The organism is Bradyrhizobium sp. Kon37 (assembly GCF_055807535.1).
Genome location: NZ_JBVVOY010000020.1, coordinates 49,828 through 65,647, shown reverse-complemented (window position 1 = coordinate 65,647; position 15,820 = coordinate 49,828). Strand labels below are relative to the sequence as shown.

16 protein-coding genes are annotated in these 15,820 nt (G+C 64.0%); 10 read left to right on the top strand and 6 right to left on the bottom strand.

The genetic code is table 11. The features are described 5' to 3' along the window. The first annotated feature begins 25 nt into the window (after positions 1-25). The 6 genes from AC0L3J_RS28640 (at position 26) to AC0L3J_RS28615 (ending at position 7,027) form a co-directional block, all read left to right on the top strand. Entirely contained in the window at positions 26-817 is a 792-nt protein-coding gene (locus AC0L3J_RS28640; RefSeq protein ID WP_473349211.1) for a GlcG/HbpS family heme-binding protein, read from the top strand. 111 nt (positions 818-928) lie between these two features. Continuing rightward, positions 929-2,776, top strand: a complete 1,848-nt coding sequence (locus AC0L3J_RS28635; RefSeq protein ID WP_473349210.1) for a methanol/ethanol family PQQ-dependent dehydrogenase — start codon at positions 929-931, stop codon at positions 2,774-2,776. Further along, entirely contained in the window at positions 2,760-3,599 is an 840-nt protein-coding gene (locus AC0L3J_RS28630) for a substrate-binding domain-containing protein (protein WP_473349209.1), read from the top strand. Before AC0L3J_RS28635 ends, AC0L3J_RS28630 begins: the two co-directional genes overlap by 17 nt. Then, positions 3,599-4,234 carry a c-type cytochrome gene (locus AC0L3J_RS28625; RefSeq protein ID WP_473349208.1) on the top strand — a complete coding sequence of 212 codons (636 nt, stop codon included), beginning with the start codon at positions 3,599-3,601 and terminating at the stop codon, positions 4,232-4,234. Before AC0L3J_RS28630 ends, AC0L3J_RS28625 begins: the two co-directional genes overlap by 1 nt. A 19-nt stretch (positions 4,235-4,253) precedes the next feature. Continuing rightward, the gene (locus tag AC0L3J_RS28620; RefSeq protein ID WP_456768700.1) at positions 4,254-4,622 is read left to right on the top strand and encodes a c-type cytochrome; all 369 of its coding nucleotides are present in this window, start codon (positions 4,254-4,256) and stop codon (positions 4,620-4,622) included. A 5-nt stretch (positions 4,623-4,627) separates the two neighbouring features. Then, positions 4,628-7,027: a glucose/quinate/shikimate family membrane-bound PQQ-dependent dehydrogenase gene (locus AC0L3J_RS28615; RefSeq protein ID WP_473349207.1), complete on the top strand. Its 2,400-nt coding sequence runs from the start codon at positions 4,628-4,630 to the stop codon at positions 7,025-7,027. On the opposite strand, the gene AC0L3J_RS28610 is transcribed toward AC0L3J_RS28615, so the two are convergent. The 6 genes from AC0L3J_RS28610 to AC0L3J_RS28585 form a co-directional block, all read right to left on the bottom strand. After that, entirely contained in the window at positions 6,987-8,813 is a 1,827-nt protein-coding gene (locus tag AC0L3J_RS28610) for an SDR family oxidoreductase (RefSeq protein ID WP_473349206.1), read from the bottom strand. The genes AC0L3J_RS28615 and AC0L3J_RS28610 overlap by 41 nt on opposite strands. 57 nt (positions 8,814-8,870) lie before the next feature. Next, on the bottom strand, positions 8,871-9,323 hold the full coding sequence (locus tag AC0L3J_RS28605) for a hypothetical protein (RefSeq protein ID WP_473349205.1): 453 nt from the start codon (positions 9,321-9,323) through the stop codon (positions 8,871-8,873). Next, positions 9,295-9,489 carry a hypothetical protein gene (locus AC0L3J_RS28600; protein ID WP_473349204.1) on the bottom strand — a complete coding sequence of 65 codons (195 nt, stop codon included), beginning with the start codon at positions 9,487-9,489 and terminating at the stop codon, positions 9,295-9,297. Before AC0L3J_RS28600 ends, AC0L3J_RS28605 begins: the two co-directional genes overlap by 29 nt. Before the next feature lie 428 nt (positions 9,490-9,917). Beyond that, on the bottom strand, positions 9,918-10,127 hold the full coding sequence (locus AC0L3J_RS28595; protein ID WP_456768695.1) for a hypothetical protein: 210 nt from the start codon (positions 10,125-10,127) through the stop codon (positions 9,918-9,920). Next, complete coding sequence (locus tag AC0L3J_RS28590; RefSeq protein ID WP_473349203.1) at positions 10,124-10,975, bottom strand: helix-turn-helix domain-containing protein; 852 nt, start codon at positions 10,973-10,975, stop codon at positions 10,124-10,126. Before AC0L3J_RS28590 ends, AC0L3J_RS28595 begins: the two co-directional genes overlap by 4 nt. A gap of 144 nt (positions 10,976-11,119) precedes the next feature. Next, entirely contained in the window at positions 11,120-11,389 is a 270-nt protein-coding gene (locus AC0L3J_RS28585; protein WP_473349202.1) for a hypothetical protein, read from the bottom strand. A gap of 70 nt (positions 11,390-11,459) precedes the next feature. On the opposite strand from AC0L3J_RS28585, the gene AC0L3J_RS28580 reads away from it, so the two are divergent. The 4 genes from AC0L3J_RS28580 (at position 11,460) to AC0L3J_RS28565 (ending at position 15,722) form a co-directional block, all read left to right on the top strand. After that, positions 11,460-13,337, top strand: coding sequence for a PAS domain-containing sensor histidine kinase (locus tag AC0L3J_RS28580; RefSeq protein WP_473349201.1), 1,878 nt, complete (start codon positions 11,460-11,462; stop codon positions 13,335-13,337). Further along, positions 13,334-14,005 (top strand): response regulator transcription factor, encoded by a 672-nt coding sequence (locus AC0L3J_RS28575; protein ID WP_456768691.1) that lies wholly within the window; start codon positions 13,334-13,336, stop codon positions 14,003-14,005. The genes AC0L3J_RS28580 and AC0L3J_RS28575 overlap by 4 nt, the downstream gene beginning before the upstream one ends. Before the next feature lie 102 nt (positions 14,006-14,107). Continuing rightward, the gene (locus AC0L3J_RS28570; protein ID WP_473293706.1) at positions 14,108-14,488 is read left to right on the top strand and encodes a response regulator transcription factor; all 381 of its coding nucleotides are present in this window, start codon (positions 14,108-14,110) and stop codon (positions 14,486-14,488) included. A gap of 217 nt (positions 14,489-14,705) precedes the next feature. Further along, positions 14,706-15,722 carry a helix-turn-helix domain-containing protein gene (locus AC0L3J_RS28565; protein ID WP_473349200.1) on the top strand — a complete coding sequence of 339 codons (1,017 nt, stop codon included), beginning with the start codon at positions 14,706-14,708 and terminating at the stop codon, positions 15,720-15,722. Positions 15,723-15,820: the final 98 nt, after the last annotated feature.

Genomic DNA, 15,820 nt, shown 5'->3' with positions numbered 1-15,820 from the left:
GACGCCGACACTCCACGGAGGCCACATGGAAAAACGATCCGTCATGGCGCTAATGGCTATCTTCACCGCAGCATTCTTGGTGCCTGCAGTCTTGAGCGCGCAGGACCAACCCCAGCCAGGGATGTCGTGCCCGGTCGACCATGACAAGCTCGCCGATGTCCTCAAGAAGAGTGTCAAGCCGGGCGGCGGCCCCAGCAACGGAGGTCTCGACAACAACGAATGGGCTGCCGTCGTCAATCGGCAGGGTGTTGTCTGCGCAGTTGCCTACAGCGGCGGCAAGGTCGACGACCAGTGGCTCGGCAGCCGGGCCATCGCGGCCGAGAAGGCCAACACGGCGAATGCGTTCAGCCTGAAGGGCAAGGCGATGGCGACGGCCAATCTCTATGCGGGTGCGCAGCCCGGCGGGTTCCTGTTCGGCGCGGCCCTCGGCAACCCGCCGTCCCCGGAAGCCTTGTACGCCGGATCTCCGGGCAACTTCGGCACGGCTCAGGATCCGATGGTGGGCAAGCCGATCGGCGGCACCATTGTGTTCGGAGGCGGGCTGGCGCTCTATGACGGCAACGGCGTGGCCGGGGCGCTGGGCGTCAGCGGCGACAGCTCATGCGCCGATCACAACGTGGCCTGGCGCGTGCGTCACCAGCTTGGGCTCGACCGCGTGCCGGCCGGCGTCAGCCCCAACATGAAGGACGCGATCATCTACGACATCGGCCCCGACGGCAAAAGTCCGTCTGGATTTGGCCACCCCAAGTGTAACGGCAAGGAAGATCAGATCGCAGTCGACCTAGGCGCCGGCGTATCCGGCAACGTGGTGAGATAGCGCTGCTTCAATCGCCGCTTTTTGGAACCAAGGGAAGTCGGAACGTTTGTACGTTCGCAAACCGGCCTGCAACGCAGCACGGCCTCGTCCCTGCCGTGGAGATCTTTACATATGTTAGTGCGTGGTCTCACGCGTCTGCTCAACCGGATTCCGGCCATCCTTTGCGCCTGCTGCGCGATGCTGTCATCCGCGTCAGCACAGAGCGATCTCGCCAGCCGCATGAAAGATCCCGGCCAGTGGCCGATGGCGGCGCGCGACTACGCCAACACCCGCTACAGCGAGCTCGACCAGATCAACGCGTCCAATGCTTCGCGCCTCCAGCTCGCCTGGACCTTCTCGGTGGGCGCCGACCGGGGCCAGGAAGCGGCGCCGCTCGTGGTGGACGGCACCATGTATGTGGTCGGTCCCTATGCGGGACCCTATCCCAACCGCGTGTTCGCGCTCGATGCCACGACTGGCGAGTTGAAATGGTCCTATGCGCCGAAGCCGGAGCCTGCGGCCGCGGGCGTTGCCTGCTGCGACGTGGTCAACCGCGGGCTGGCCTTCGACAATGGCAAGGTCTTCCTCAATACGCTCGATAACCACACCGTCGCGATAGACGCCAAGTCCGGCAAAGAACTTTGGCACACGAAACTTGGCGAGATCAACAAGGGCGAAACCATCACGATGGCTCCCGTGGTGGTCAAGGGCAAGATTCTCGTCGGCAACAGTGGCGGCGAACTGGGCGTGCGCGGTTGGGTGACCGCGCTCGACGAGACCACCGGCGCCATCGCCTGGCGCGCCTATTCGACGGGCCCCGACAAGGACGTGCTGATCGGAGACGATTTCAAGCCGTTCTACGACAATCTCAAAGGCCAGGATCTCGGCGTGAAGACCTGGCCCGCCGACCGCTGGCAGGTCGGTGGCGGCACGGTCTGGGGCTGGATCTCCTACGATCCTGATCTGAACCTGATCTATTACGGCACGGCCAACCCAAGCCCCTGGAATGCGAACCAGCGCAGCGGTGATAATCTCTGGAGCGCATCGATCTTCGCGCGAAACCCAGACACGGGCCAGGCGAAATGGGCCTACCAGGTCAACCCGCACGACCTCTTCGACCACGACGAGATCAATGAGAATGTGCTCGTCGACCTCGAACTGAATGGACAACCGCGCAAGGTTCTCATCCATCCCGGCCGCAACGGCTATATGTACGTGATGGATCGCGCCACCGGTGAAGTCATCTCGGCGGACGCCTACGAGTTCGTGAACGCCTACAATGGCGTCGACCTCAAGACCGGCAAGATCATCCCGAACGAGGAGAAAACTCCACTCGTCGGCAAGACGGTCGAGAATATCTGCCCGACAGCGCCGGGTGCCAAGGATTGGCAACCGAGCGCGTGGTCGCCGCGCACAAAACTCCTCTATGTGCCCCATCAGCATCTCTGCATGAACTTCAAGGCTTCTCAAGTCGGCTACATCGCCGGGACCCCCTATGTCGGCGCAGACGTCGACATGTATGCCGGCCCCGGCGGCTATCGCGGCGAGTTCATGGCGTGGGACCCCATCGCGCGCAAGAAGGTCTGGGAGATTCACGAGAAGCTGCCGGTCTGGAGCGGCGCGCTGGTGACGGCGGGCGACGTCGCATTCTACGGCACCATGGATCGCCTTTTCAAAGTGGTCGACGCCAAGGATGGGCACGTGCTCTGGCAATTCCGTGCCGGCTCGGGCTTCATCGGCCAGCCGATCTCCTATCGCGGCTCCGACGGGCAGCAATACGTCGCGATCCTGTCGGGCGTCGGCGGCTGGCCGGGTGTGGTGGCTAATGCCGAGGTCGATCCGCGGGTGCGCAACGGCGCGCTCGGCTTTGTCGGTGCGACCCAGGATTTGCCGTTCTACACCGCGGGCGGGAGCGAGCTGCTGGTCTTCAAGCTCGGCGGCGCAAATGGTGAGGACACCAGCCATGCGCCTTCGAAATAGTTGTCCGAGCATCGCCCTTGGTTTTCTGGTCGGGCTTGCAACCACGGCGGCGGCAGCGTCGGATCGCGGACTTCGCGTCTGTGCCGATCCCAACAATCTGCCGTTCTCGAACAGCGCCGAAGCAGGATTCGAGAACAGGCTGGCGGCCATGGTGGCCGAGAATTTCGGCCAGCAGGTCTCCTACACCTGGTGGGCGCAGCGCCGCGGCTTCATCCGCAACACACTGAAAGCCGGCAGATGCGACGTCGTCATGGGCGTGCCGTCCGGCTATGAGCTCGTCGAGACGACCAAGCCCTATTATCGATCGAGCTACGTCTTCGTCACGCGGCAGGACCAGCACCTTGACCTTTCGTCCCTGCTCGACCCGCGCTTGCATCATCTCGTGATCGGCGTGCATCTGATCGGTGACGACGGCAACAATCCACCGCCCGCGCAGGCGCTCGGCGACCAAGGCATCGTCGACAACGTCCGCGGCTACTCCATCTACGGCGACTATCGCCAACCCGATCCGCCGGCGCGCCTGATCGAAGCGGTCGAAAGCGGCAAGATCGATGTCGCCGCAGCCTGGGGTCCGCTCGGCGGATATTTCGCCCAGCGCTCTCCCGTCCCGCTGACGGTCACGCCGATCCGGGATTACGAACGCTTTGCACCTCAGCAGTTCCAGTTCGCCATCGCGATGGGCGTGCGCAAAGGCGACGACGCCTTGCGCGACCGGCTGAATGCATTCATCGACCAGCACGGGACTGAGATCGCCTCGCTGCTACGCAGTTATGGCGTTCCGCTGGTGGACCAGCCCGTTACGGTATCGGGAGGACACGAGTGATGTCAGCTCCAGTACTGCGCGCGAGCGCCCTGTCGTTGCTGCTGGCGGTCTTGCCGCACGGTGCGGGGCTGGCCCAGCAGACCTTGCCACAGTCGCAGGAGGCGCAGATGCCGACGCTGTCTCCGCGCCCGAATTTCGGTGGCAGCGTCGGCAATGGAAGCCCCGGCGTCTTCATGCAGGTCCCGGTCAGTCACCTCCATCCCGGCGCGCAGCCGGACCCGCCCCAAATCAAGAATCCCGTGCAAGGTGATCCCAACGCGCAGCAGCGTGGGATGACCTACTATGTCAACTTCAACTGCGTCGGCTGCCACGCGCCCAATGGCGGTGGCGGCATGGGACCGGCGCTCAGCAACAACAATTTTACTTACGGCTCGCAGCCCGAGAACATCTTTCTGTCGATCTACCAGGGGCGGCCGAACGGAATGCCGGCCTGGGGCGGCGTGCTGCCTGACAGCGTGATCTGGGATCTCGTCACTTATATCGGCAAGATCAGCAACGAGCCGAGCCACCAATGGGGCCGCACCTTTTCGGCGACTCTGCCGTCGCCCGAGGTCGAGCAGGTCCCGAGCGAGCAGGTCTCCACGACCGATCCGTGGTCCGCGACCAAGAATTTCAATTTCGGCCAGAAGCCGTGATGAGCCCGGCGGAGCATCGATGGTAAATCCGATCGCGAAATTGCTCGTCACTGCACTGCTGGCTACGGCTACCGCCGCCTGCGAGGCTGCGGGCCCGGACAACTTCACCGGAGACGCGCGTCGTGGCGCCGACCTCGTCAAGCAGTACCGGTGCGGTGGCTGTCACGATATTCCTGGTATTGCCGGCGCCGAAGGCAATGTCGGCCCACCCTTGCATCGGATCGGCACGCGGACCTACATCGCCGGCTACATCCACAATTCGCCGGACAACATGGCTGACTGGATCGAAGATCCACAGAGGGCGTTGCCGGGCAATGCCATGCCGCGAATGGGCATCCCGCAGAAGGACGCGCGGGATATCGCGGCGTTTCTCTATACGCTGAAGTGACCATCATGCCTCCCATGCATCGTTCGACGAATTGGTTCCGTGACGCGCCATTGCTGGCCATCACCATTGTGGTCGTCGCCATCATGGGACTGGGCCTCCTCGCGGGCGGTGCCTGGCTCGCGGCCCTCGGTGGCTCGGTCTATTATCTGATCGCGGGCATCATGCTACTGGTCACGAGCTGGCTGCTCGCGCGCCGTCGCGCCGAGGCGCTCTGGATTTATGCCGCGCTGCTGGCGGGAACGATGGCGTGGGCGATCTGGGAAGCCGGTTTCGATTTCTGGTCGCTGGCGCCGCGCGGCGACGTGCTCGTGCCGCTTGGCCTGTGGCTGATGCTGCCCTTCATTGCCTCCCGCCTGGCGCCCCGCTTGCGCGCAGCGCGATGGGCGCTTGGCCTTGTGTTGGTCGCCGCAGCCATCGTCGTCGGCATGTCCCTGACGAGCGATCGCCACGATCTTGCCGGCACGATACCTGAGGGCGAAACAACCGGGGCCATTGCGGCTCCCAAACCGGACCAGCCCACGGCCGGCCAGAACTGGACGGCCTACGGCGGCAGCGGCTTCGGTACGCGCTTCTCGTCGCTGAGCCAGATCACCAAGGACAACGTCAAGGACCTCAAGCTCGCCTGGGAATTCCGCACCGGCGACTACAAGGGCCCTGATGACCCCGACGAGATCACCAACCAGGCAACGCCGCTCAAGGTGGGTGATCTCCTCTACACCTGCTCCCCGCACCAGATCGTGTTCGCGCTGGAAGCTGCGACCGGACAACTGCGCTGGAAATTCGATCCGCAGGTCCAGCACAACAAGGCGTTCCAGCACATGACCTGCCGCGGCGTGTCCTATCACGCGACCGCACCCGGCGCCGTGACTGCCGACGGCACGCCCGCCCCGAGCGATTGTGCGGGCCGCATTTTTATACCGACGAATGACGGACGGATGTTCGCGCTGGATGCGCAGAGCGGCAAGCCCTGCGAGAGTTTCGGCCAGCATGGGCAGATCAATCTCAAGCAGGGCAGCGAGATCCAGACACTCGGCTTCTACGAGGGCACCTCGCCGCCCGTCGTCACGAACAAGGTTCTGATCGTCGGCGGAGCGGTGATCGACAACTATTCCGATCGCGTCCCGTCGGGCGTGATCCGCGGCTTCGATATCTATTCGGGACGGTTGCTCTGGGCATTCGATGCCGGCAATTCCGATCCGAACGAGATGCCTTCGGCCTCGCATCATTTTACAGCCGGCTCACCCAATTCGTGGAGCATTTCGGCGGTCGACGAGAAGCTCGGACTCGTCTACGTGCCACTCGGCTCGAGTTCTCCGGATATCTGGGGCGGCGGCCGTTCGCCCGAAAACGAGCGCTACGATTCGGCATTGATTGCGCTCGATGTCTTGACCGGAAAACTGCGTTGGTCGTTCCAGAACGTGCACCACGATCTCTGGGACATGGATATGCCGTCGCAGCCAAGTCTGGTCGATTTGCGCTTTAACGGCGGCGTGACGCCTGCGATCTACATCCCGGCAAAGACCGGCGACATCTTCGTGCTCGACCGCCGCGATGGCCGTCAGTTGGTACCCGCACCGGAGAAGCCGGTGCCGCAGGGCGCCGCGAATGGAGACCGGCTGTCGCCAACGCAGCCATTTTCGGAATTGAGCTTCCGCCCCTCCGGCAAACTGACGGACGCGCAGATGTGGGGCAGCACGATGTTCGACCAGCTCGCCTGCCGGATCAAGTTCAAGCGCCTGCGCTACGAGGGGCCGTTCACGCCGCCGTCTGAACAAGGTACGCTGGTGTTTCCCGGAGACTTCGGCATGTTCGAATGGGGCGGCATTGCCGTCGATCCGCAGCGCCAGATCGCGATCGCGAACCCTCAATCGATTCCCTTCGTCTCGCGCCTGGTGCCGCGCGGGACGGACAATCCGGCCGCGCCGAATGCGGCGCATCCACCAGGAACCGAGCTGGGCGTGCAGCCGATGTACGGCGCCCCCTATGGCGTCGACCTAGGCATTTTCCTCTCACCGCTCGGCATCCCCTGCCTTGCCCCGCCATGGGGCAACATCGCCGCAATCGATCTTAGGACGCACAAGGTGGTCTGGCAGCATCGCATCGGCACGATCCGCGATCAGGCCCCGCTGCCGCTGCCATTCAAGCTCGGCGTTCCCATGCTGGGCGGTCCGATCGTCACCGCGGGCGGCGTCATCTTCATCACGGGAACGATGGATGACTACATCCGCGCGTTCGACGTTCGCGATGGCAGACAGCTTTGGCAGGACCGCCTTCCTGCCGGCGGCCAGTCGACGCCCATGACCTATGAGGCCGGCGGCAAGCAATATGTCGTCACGGTCGACGGCGGCCACGGGTCATTCGGAACTAAGCTCGGCGATTACGTGCGGGCCTACGCGCTGCCGTGATCTGCGTCGGCACGACTTGCTTGTGCTTGGCGACGCCTTGGCCCGATCTGCCGACGCGACGCGCAACTGCTGAAGCCAGGATAGCCACGCCCGCAGCTAGTCCGAGCACCGCGAGCCCCTGACTGATCACTCCGGCAGGTGGAAGTTGCTTGCGTGACAGCCAACCGCCATCGATCGACGTGCCCTGCGGACCAGCTTCGATCATGGTGCCCTCGCTGCTCTTCGCCGGGCGCGCGCGCGACAGCAGGAAGCGGAAGGCGGTCCCCAGGATGTTCTCGGTGATCTGCGGAGCCATCGCGTAGGCAAATTGGCCGGCACGAGCCGGCCAGCCCACGGCGACCTCGTCTCGGGGTGCACGAACGAGGCTCACGAACGTCTCGGCAACATCCTCCGCCTGATACAGCAGCGGACCAGGATCGAGCGTTCGGCCGGACATGTTGGCGCCGTGGACGAAGCCTGGCGTGTCGACCATGGCCGGGAAGACGCCGCAGACATGAATGTTGCGGTGAGCCCTGAGCTCCTGACGCAGGCTCGCGGTGAAGCCGCGCAGGCCGAACTTGCTGGCCGTATAGGCCGCAGCAAAGGGCGTCGGCGCCCAGCCGCCGAGCGAGATGTTGTTGATCAGGATACCGCGGTTCTGGCGCAGGAAGATCGGAAGCACCGCGAAAGCGCCATACATCGTGCCCAGGAGATTGACCTCGATCGTTCGGCGATGAAGCGCGATATCCGCGTCCTGATAGGCCCCGAAAACGCCGGTACCGGCGTTGTTGATCCAGACATCGATGCCACCGAACGCGTCGTCGGCCTCTCGGGCCAGCCGCTGCACCGCCTCGGAATCGGTGACATCGGTCGGGATCGCCAATGCGCGGCCTCCGAGCGCCTCGCATTCCGCGGCGAGGCTCGTCAGGACTTCAGCACGGCGCGCCGCCAGAACCACGCTTGCGCCCTTGCCGGCGAAGGCCAGCGCCGCAGCACGCCCGATTCCGCTCGAGGCACCGGTGATGACGACGCGCGTGCCGGTCATTTGCCGCGGCTCAGATCCGGAGCGGGCCGCCGGAAGCAGCCAGTGCAGGGATCGCCGGAGGCGCTCAGTTCCCTCCGCTTCAAACCAGTCGCCATGCGCGAAAATCACCCGCTCCGGAGACAGCCGTATAAGCCGCTCGGCTGCGGATCGCACGGAACGGCCGCCGAGGCGCAGCAGAAGCCGCAGATAGACCGGCGCCATGCCGTTTGGCTTGGAAATGCCGAGGAGGTTTGCCGCGGCCTCGTTTGGCGCGCTGAGATCGTTGGGATCGAGGTTTTGCACGAGATCCGTCAGGATCAGTGTACGGCTGCGCTTGTCGAACAGCTCGATCTCGGAGAACATCGGAGCGTTCACCGAGACGGCTTCGAGGTCGGCCCTCCATTCCTCGGGCGTCGCCTCTCCAAGCTCGCGGTCGATGCGGATGCGTGCTGCTCGAACTTGCCTGCGCGCCGCAAGGCCCCGCGCCGCGAAAATCGTCACCTGCGGCAGCTCCCTCTGCCAGTCGGACAGGAACATCCAGTGCGCGATATTCGGCGCGAGCAAGTACCTTATCGCGCCTAGCCGCTCCAACTCACCGCGGAGAGCCGGCGAATATCTCACCGGCGAATGCAGCACGAGATCGCCGTTCGAGAGCCGAATGACGGTCATACGCACCGGGAGTTTCAGGCCGGCGGCGCTGATCGGCGCGTCGTCCACGACCCAGATATCGTCCGTCGCTCGCGACAAACGGGCCGTCGACAACGTGGAATCGGAACTTTGCATGAGCGTCTTCCATTACAAGGCGCTTGCTCAAGCTTCGGGAGCGACGCTCGTTCCTCGCTAGGACGCCCGAGCCTGCTTGCGGGCATTGCGTCGGCGACGGCGCGCCGCGAGTTGTCCTCGGCCCCTCTCCGCCGGAATGTGCCGCGAGATCGCCGGGGCAAGCTCCGGCTCCGAGGGAGGTTGTTGGGCGGCAATCGGCGCTTGGTCCGGGCGAGCTTCCATCAGCTCGAGCACGGCGCGGCCCTTGGCCGTGATGCGCCACCCGCCGTCTGTCCGGTCGATCAGCCCTTGCGAAAAGATGTCCAGCCCCGGCACTCGCCCGGCGAGCCGCCGGGTGCGCTCGGTCCAGTCGCGACCGCTGGTCGCTAGAATGGCCATATCCCGCTTGAGATCCTCCAGGGCAGCGAACCCATCCGGGTAGCTCACCAGGATCTTGAGGACCGTCACGTGGAAATTCAGCCCCGCCCCCACATGACCATCGTCACATCGTCGGGACTTCTGAAAGAGCATTGCGGGCCGCTTGTTTGAGGCGATCCGCAGAGATGTCACCCCCGCTTGCAGTCTCCAGAAGCTTCGAAGCTACGCGGGTCCTGGCGCCGATCTCACAGCGTGGAACACCTTCACACACCTCGTCGAGAACGGTGCGCAACAACGCCTTGGTCGCCGTATCGATCATGGAAAGCCCCAGCGGAAAGGTTCAGGGTAGGGCAATCGCTCCGGCCAGGGATTCAACATTGTTAATGATCTGAAAATTTCGCTGGTGCTCACCCAGCCCGAGCGGGCGCAATCCCCTTGGACGCCACGACTTCAAACGCCGGCAGCTTGGGGTTAGGAGTCTGAGGGGGCCGGCGTCACGTCGCGACCCTGTCGCATAGCTTCGCAGTCCAGCGAACCCTGACCTTCAAACACCTCAGTTCGCCAAAACCGTTTGAAAACCGTTTTAGCAGTTCTCGTCCGCCCTCATGACCGACATCCGCATTACTCTCAGCGACAAGGCCATCGCTCAGTGAGCCCGATGGTCTGCACGGTTGAATGATAATGAGCACGCACAGCAGACAGTCGCTGCCGTAGATACTCGACGCGCGGGTGACACCGAAGTGCCGCCTACCGCGCGACACACGACACAACGACCCGGCAGAAATTGAAGGCGAAGCGTCCGTAGAGAAAGCCGCTCCCCGGCTCCAGTGCAGCCAGGCGATACGAATTGCCGAGAGCGCGGACAATCTCGACCACTTCCATGAATTCATGGTGCGTCAGCGCCGGGTGATTGCCGAGCAGCGACAGCAACAGGGCGTGAATGCCGAAATTGCTCATGACGAACCTGCCTTTGCGCGCGGCAGCGGCATGAATTGCGCGAGATAGGCGCTGCGCCATTGGTACGGCGTATCGCCGACAAAGCGCTTGAACACCGTGGTGAAATGCGCCTGGGTCTGAAAGCCCACGGTCAAGGCGATATCGACCAGAGCGACTTCGGCCTGCTTGAGCAGCTCCTGGGCGCGCTCGATGCGGCGCCTCAACAGATATTCGTGAGGCCGGTCACCGACGGCTGCACGGAACTGTGCGGCGAAATGCATCCGGCTCAGGCCGGCGACCGCGGCCATGTCCTGAAGCGTGACCTTGGCGGCCAGATTCTTGTCGACATATTCCAGAACGCGCTTGAGGCGCCAGGTCTGCAACGATCGTACGGTCCGGCAGGTCCCTTCCGCGTGAACACCATCGGCCGGGTCGAGTGCGGCCGGTGCGCCGGACGCTTGCCGGCTGAACGTCCGGGTGAGGATCGCAAGCCGCAAGGCGTCGGCCATGATCGCCGAATGGGCATCGTGCGCGGCTTCGGTTGCCGCGAGTGCGTCCGACAGGCGCCGCATGACCGGATCGGCGGCTTCCGCTGCAACCGCCTGCGCGCTCTCGACAGGCTGCTGCGCAAGGAGTTTTGCAGAGAGCCGGAAGCGAGGACCACGATCGGCGGATCGTTCAACGTCGGCCGCATTCGTCTCGACCGCGAGGGCCACGTCCAGGTGAACGAAGGACAGCATCGTTCCGTTTTCGCCAAACCGGTCGGGGAGGTTCGAGAGTCCGGTCCGCTGGCGATCGATTGCCGAGATATCGATCGCGCGAACGTCATGATCCTTGATTGCCTGTGAGCGTGACATCTGCAGCGACATCGTCGAATCTCCTTGTCCCGTTTTCGATCCGGCATCGCCTGATCGGCTTGTCCGAATGTCGTGGGAGCAGAGTAGTTCGGCGGTTCGCGCGATCCATTCTACGCGCGGGTGCATCGATAGGTTCTCGGGTTAATCGTGTCATACCTAGGTATGATCGCGGCATGTTCGCCGGGTGGGCGCGACGGTGCTGCGATGACCGGCATCGCTGATGCGGACGCGAATCGCGGCGTGCGGTGCCTGCGGTAAGTTGACGCGCTTTTGCACAAATTCGCCGATGGAACCACGCGAGCCGGCCGGTTTCTCCCCTGAATGCCGGCTGCCGGTACTTTCGCCGGATTGCGTGGCGCGCAGGTCTTCCACGAGAGCACGAAAATCACGCCGCGGGATGTTGTGAACGCGATCAAATCGCGGCATCAACGCGCAGGTATGAGAAGAGCGACTGCCAGTGACGATAACGACTCATGATCGACCCACGGGTTCATCCATGAGCCGCGCCGGTTTGCGGTTCTGCTCCGCCATCCTTGCCATTGCGGTCTTCCTGGTTGACGTGCTGACGCCGCTCGAGGGCGCGGTCGCGGTTCTCTATGTCGTGGCGGTCCTGCTCGCGGCGAAGACCAACCGGCGCGACGATACCATCGTCGCCGCGGCCGGCTGCGTCGTCCTGACGGTTATCGCCTATCTGCTGTCGCACGATCTGGAGAGCATCGCCTCGCCCACCGTTCGTGCGCTGGTGAGCCTCGCCGCGATCGGGATCACGACCCTGCTGGCCCTGCAGAATCACGCGGCGACGAAGCGCCTCGCGGCGCAGGCGCGCCTGCTCAACCTCTCGCATGACATGATCTTCGTCAGGGATCGCGGTGGCGTGATCACCTTCTGGAACAAGACCGCCGAGCAGGCCTATGGCTGGTCGGTCGACGAGGCGGTCGGACAGCTCGCCGACAAGCTTCTGCAAACCACCTATCCCGACCGGCGCGAAGTCATCGAAACCGGCCTGCTCGGCGCGGGCCGATGGGAAGGCCGCGTGCAGCAGCGGACCAAGGACGGCGCCGTGATCACCGTCGATGCCCGATGGGCCTTGCAACACGACCGTCTCGGCAAGCCCGTCGGGGTTCTCGAGACGCATACCGACGTCACCGACCGCGTGGTCGCGCACAGCGCACTGGTGCAGAGCGAGCAGCGATACCGCCGGATGTTCGACGCCAGCCGGATCGGCGTGGTCGAAGAGGACTGGAGCGAAGTCCGAATCGCACTGCGATCGCTGGACACCGCGGCAGCCGGCCTTCGCGACCATCTGGCGCAACATCCTGATTTCGTGCGGAATGCCCGCCGGCTCGCCAAAATCACCGACGTCAATCCGGCCCTGCAAAAGATGGCAGGTGCAAACGGTGCCTCGGCCTTTATCGAGAATGTGGACCTGCTTCTCGGTGAGAACGACCGGAGTTTCCTCGGCGCATTGATCGCTTTTGCGGAAGGCGAGCCGTTCTACGAAGGCGAGACCGAGCTTGTCAGGTTCGACGGGCGCAAGGTTCCCGTGCTGTTCACGATCACGTTTCCGTCCGGGCCCCACGGCGATCGCAACGTGCTCGCCTTTGTCGTCGACATCACCGAGCGCAAGCAGGCGCAGGATGCACTGCTCGCGGCGCAGGCGGAGCTGGCCCATGCCGCGCGCGTCGCCACCCTCGGCGAGCTCACCGCCTCGATTGCCCACGAGGTCAACCAGCCGTTGGCGGCGATCGTCACCAGCGGCGAGGCCGGCCTGCGCTGGCTGCGGCGCGAGGTGCCCAATCTGGACGAGGTCGCGGCCACGATCGCCCAGGTCGTCGCGGCAGGCCGCCGTGCCAGCGAGATCGTAGCTCGTATCCGGACCTTCCTGAAGAAAGCGCCCGTCCAGCAGGACAATATCGATATCGCCGAGATCATCGAGGACGCGGCCCTTCTGGTCGCGCGGGAGCTCGCCAATGACGACGTCGTCCTCACCTCCGAGATCGAGCATGGCCTGAGGCCAATTCGCGGCGATCGGATTCAGCTTCAGCAGGTGCTCATCAATCTGCTGGTCAATGCCGGCCAGGCCATGGCGGACCAGCCCGGTTCCCGCACCGTCAAGCTGCGCGCCAGCGCCATTGACGGCGAGCGTCTCGCCATCATGGTCCAGGACAGCGGTCCCGGTATCAGGCCTGACGACATGCCGCGCCTGTTTGATCCGTTCTTCACGACGAAACCCGGGGGAATGGGCATGGGACTTGCGATCTGCCGAACGACGGTGGAAGCTCACGGCGGCCGGCTGTCGGTCCAGAGCACGCCCGGCGCGGGGGCGACATTCCGCCTGACCCTGCCATACGCCGAAGAACATCCGGGACCATGACACGACCAGACCAAGTGCAGCCGCCCGCCCAATCCGTCAACTCGATTGTCATCATCGTTGATGACGACGCCGGAATCCGCGCCTCGCTCGACAGCCTGTTCCGATCCGTCGGCCTCGAGACGCGCCTGTTCGCCTCGCCCGCCGAACTGCTCGGCGGCTCACTCCCGGACCGCCCAGGCTGTATCGTGCTGGACGTCCGCCTTCCCGGCGTGAGCGGGCTCGATCTGCAGGGCCAGCTCGTGCGGCAGGGCATCAGACATCCCATCATCTTCATGACCGGCCATGGCGATATTCCGATGTCGGTGCGCGCCATGAAGGCCGGCGCGGTCGATTTCCTCGCCAAGCCGTTTCGCGACCAGGACATGCTCGATGCGGTCACGGCGGCACTCGAGCGCGACGCGCAGGACCGTGCCGAAGCCGCGACCAAGGAGGATATCCGCGCCCAATACGAGACCCTGACGGCGCGCGAGCGCGAGGTGATGGGCCATGTCACCGCCGGCCTGATGAACAAGCAGGTCGCCGCCCTGATCGGCCTCAGCGAGATCACGGTCAAGATCCACCGCGGCAACGTCATGCGCAAGATGGAGGTGCGGTCGCTGGCCGACCTCGTCCGCAAGGCCGAGGCGCTCGGGGTTTCCCAGACCCGAAGGACTACGGACCAAACCTGAGTATAATTCCGGCGGGACCGTCCCGGGTGCATATAGGGCGTCATCGGCCGTGCCAAGGGAGATATCCTCCTTGCGGAACACCGCGGTCAGGATTGTACGCCAATGGCCAAGACCCCGGTGATTGCGATCGTGGACGATGACGAAGGCGTTCGCGCCTCGCTTGCGAGCCTCGTGCGTTCGGTCGGCTACGAGGCCCAGGCCTACGAATCCGGTCTGGATTTCCTGCGGCGGGCGCCGGGAGACGATCCGGAATGCATGATCGCCGACGTCCAGATGCCCGAGATCACCGGTGACGAGCTGCAGGCCCGGCTGATTGCCGCCGGCCGCCGTTTCCCGATCATCTTCATGACGGCTTTTCCGAGCGAAACCGTGCGTCAGCGTGTCATGGCCGCAGGCGCGCATTGCTATCTCGGCAAGCCGTCCAGCGGTGACGAAATCATTCGCTGCCTTGAAGAGGCGCTGGCAAGCCACGGGCCGCAATAGTCCAGTCCGCGGCTGGGGGGACGAGCACGGTTTTTCCCTTTGTTCCAATTGAATTTTTCACGACCCGCGGTCGCACCCACTCGCATTTGCAAAATCTAATACCGCTTCAGCTTCCTTAACGAGCCTCCCGACGCGGTCGCACCTATCGTTCGAACACGGATCAATTGCATTCTGCTGCCGTCCCGACGGCAGCAGAATCCAGGATAGGGGACGAACGATGCTTACTGATATGCAAGCGGCCGGCGCCCGGGTGACGTATCAGCCCAGCCAGCGCGAACCGGCTTTCCTGCAAGAGTCTCTCGCATTTCCCCTCGAACGAAGGTGGCGCCAGCCCGGCCAACATGCCGGCATCGCGTCCGAGGACATCACGATCTCGCGCTGGATCTCTGCACAAACAGGCATAAGGCACGAAGGAGCCCGGACACCTTGCGACCGATACTTCCTGGCCATCGCCTTGAAAACAACACGCGTCAAACTGACCAGAGGTCGTCACACCGTCTTTGACGGCGTCATGCCCGCAGGCACGCTGTATATCGGCGCACCGTCGCAGCGGCTCAGTGCGCAGTTCTACGCGCCGTGCGATTTCCTGCACTTCCACGTCTCTGCCGGCCGTTATTTTTCGCCTCTACGGCCCGGAGCAGGACCCGCCGCGCCGGAAGGCCTCAACGACCTGGTCCTGCTCCGTGACCCGTTTGCCGAGCAGCTTGCGAAAGCGTTGACCGAACGCGGCCATTCGGTCGACCGGGAATTCGCACGCTGTATCGGCCGGACGCTGGCAATGCACATCGCCCGGCGCGAGCTCCCTCACGCGAAAGTCAATGCGTTGCCGAAATGGCGGCTGCGGCGCGTCGAGGAGTATGTCGGGACGAACTTTGACCACGGCATCACCCTGTCCGAGCTTGCCAAGGTGGCGGGACTGTCGCGGATGCATTTCGCGGCCCAGTTTCGCGCCGCGACGGGATACCGGCCACGCGAATACCTGCTGCACCAGCGCATCGAGCATGCGAAATTGCTGCTGTCGAATTCCGAGACGGCGTTGGTCGAAGTCGCGCTGACCGTTGGCTTCTGCACGCAGGCGCATTTCTCGACCGTGTTTAAACGCGTGACGGGCGACACGCCCGCGCGCTGGCGCTGCGCCAGCCGGAACGCATCGGCTTCGGCCAGGCTCTCCGCCCGCGATCCGGCTTCGACATCGAAGACCGTGGCTCACATGCTGCCCGCGGACTTCCTGTGAATCATGCGAAATGAGAAACAGAAGGGGTTCGTGAAATACTTTGGTTACGGGATCGGCGATGCTGTGCGTGTTAGGTGACCAAGACCCCCAAGTCACCG

Bases quoted from the DNA above. Each gene is read 5' to 3' on its own strand.
- AC0L3J_RS28595 (WP_456768695.1), bottom strand. From the start codon at position 10,127: ATGAGCAATTTCGGCATTCACGCCCTGTTGCTGTCGCTGCTCGGCAAT.
- AC0L3J_RS28580 (WP_473349201.1), top strand. From the start codon at position 11,460: ATGAGCCGCGCCGGTTTGCGGTTCTGCTCCGCCATCCTTGCCATTGCG.
- AC0L3J_RS28570 (WP_473293706.1), top strand. From the start codon at position 14,108: ATGGCCAAGACCCCGGTGATTGCGATCGTGGACGATGACGAAGGCGTT.
- AC0L3J_RS28625 (WP_473349208.1), top strand. From the start codon at position 3,599: ATGTCAGCTCCAGTACTGCGCGCGAGCGCCCTGTCGTTGCTGCTGGCG.
- AC0L3J_RS28610 (WP_473349206.1), bottom strand. From the start codon at position 8,813: ATGCAAAGTTCCGATTCCACGTTGTCGACGGCCCGTTTGTCGCGAGCG.
- AC0L3J_RS28635 (WP_473349210.1), top strand. From the start codon at position 929: ATGTTAGTGCGTGGTCTCACGCGTCTGCTCAACCGGATTCCGGCCATC.
- AC0L3J_RS28615 (WP_473349207.1), top strand. From the start codon at position 4,628: ATGCCTCCCATGCATCGTTCGACGAATTGGTTCCGTGACGCGCCATTG.
- AC0L3J_RS28565 (WP_473349200.1), top strand. From the start codon at position 14,706: ATGCTTACTGATATGCAAGCGGCCGGCGCCCGGGTGACGTATCAGCCC.
- AC0L3J_RS28605 (WP_473349205.1), bottom strand. From the start codon at position 9,323: ATGCTCTTTCAGAAGTCCCGACGATGTGACGATGGTCATGTGGGGGCG.
- AC0L3J_RS28620 (WP_456768700.1), top strand. From the start codon at position 4,254: ATGGTAAATCCGATCGCGAAATTGCTCGTCACTGCACTGCTGGCTACG.
- AC0L3J_RS28640 (WP_473349211.1), top strand. From the start codon at position 26: ATGGAAAAACGATCCGTCATGGCGCTAATGGCTATCTTCACCGCAGCA.
- AC0L3J_RS28590 (WP_473349203.1), bottom strand. From the start codon at position 10,975: ATGTCGCTGCAGATGTCACGCTCACAGGCAATCAAGGATCATGACGTT.
- AC0L3J_RS28585 (WP_473349202.1), bottom strand. From the start codon at position 11,389: ATGCCGCGATTTGATCGCGTTCACAACATCCCGCGGCGTGATTTTCGT.
- AC0L3J_RS28575 (WP_456768691.1), top strand. From the start codon at position 13,334: ATGACACGACCAGACCAAGTGCAGCCGCCCGCCCAATCCGTCAACTCG.
- AC0L3J_RS28630 (WP_473349209.1), top strand. From the start codon at position 2,760: ATGCGCCTTCGAAATAGTTGTCCGAGCATCGCCCTTGGTTTTCTGGTC.
- AC0L3J_RS28600 (WP_473349204.1), bottom strand. From the start codon at position 9,489: ATGATCGATACGGCGACCAAGGCGTTGTTGCGCACCGTTCTCGACGAG.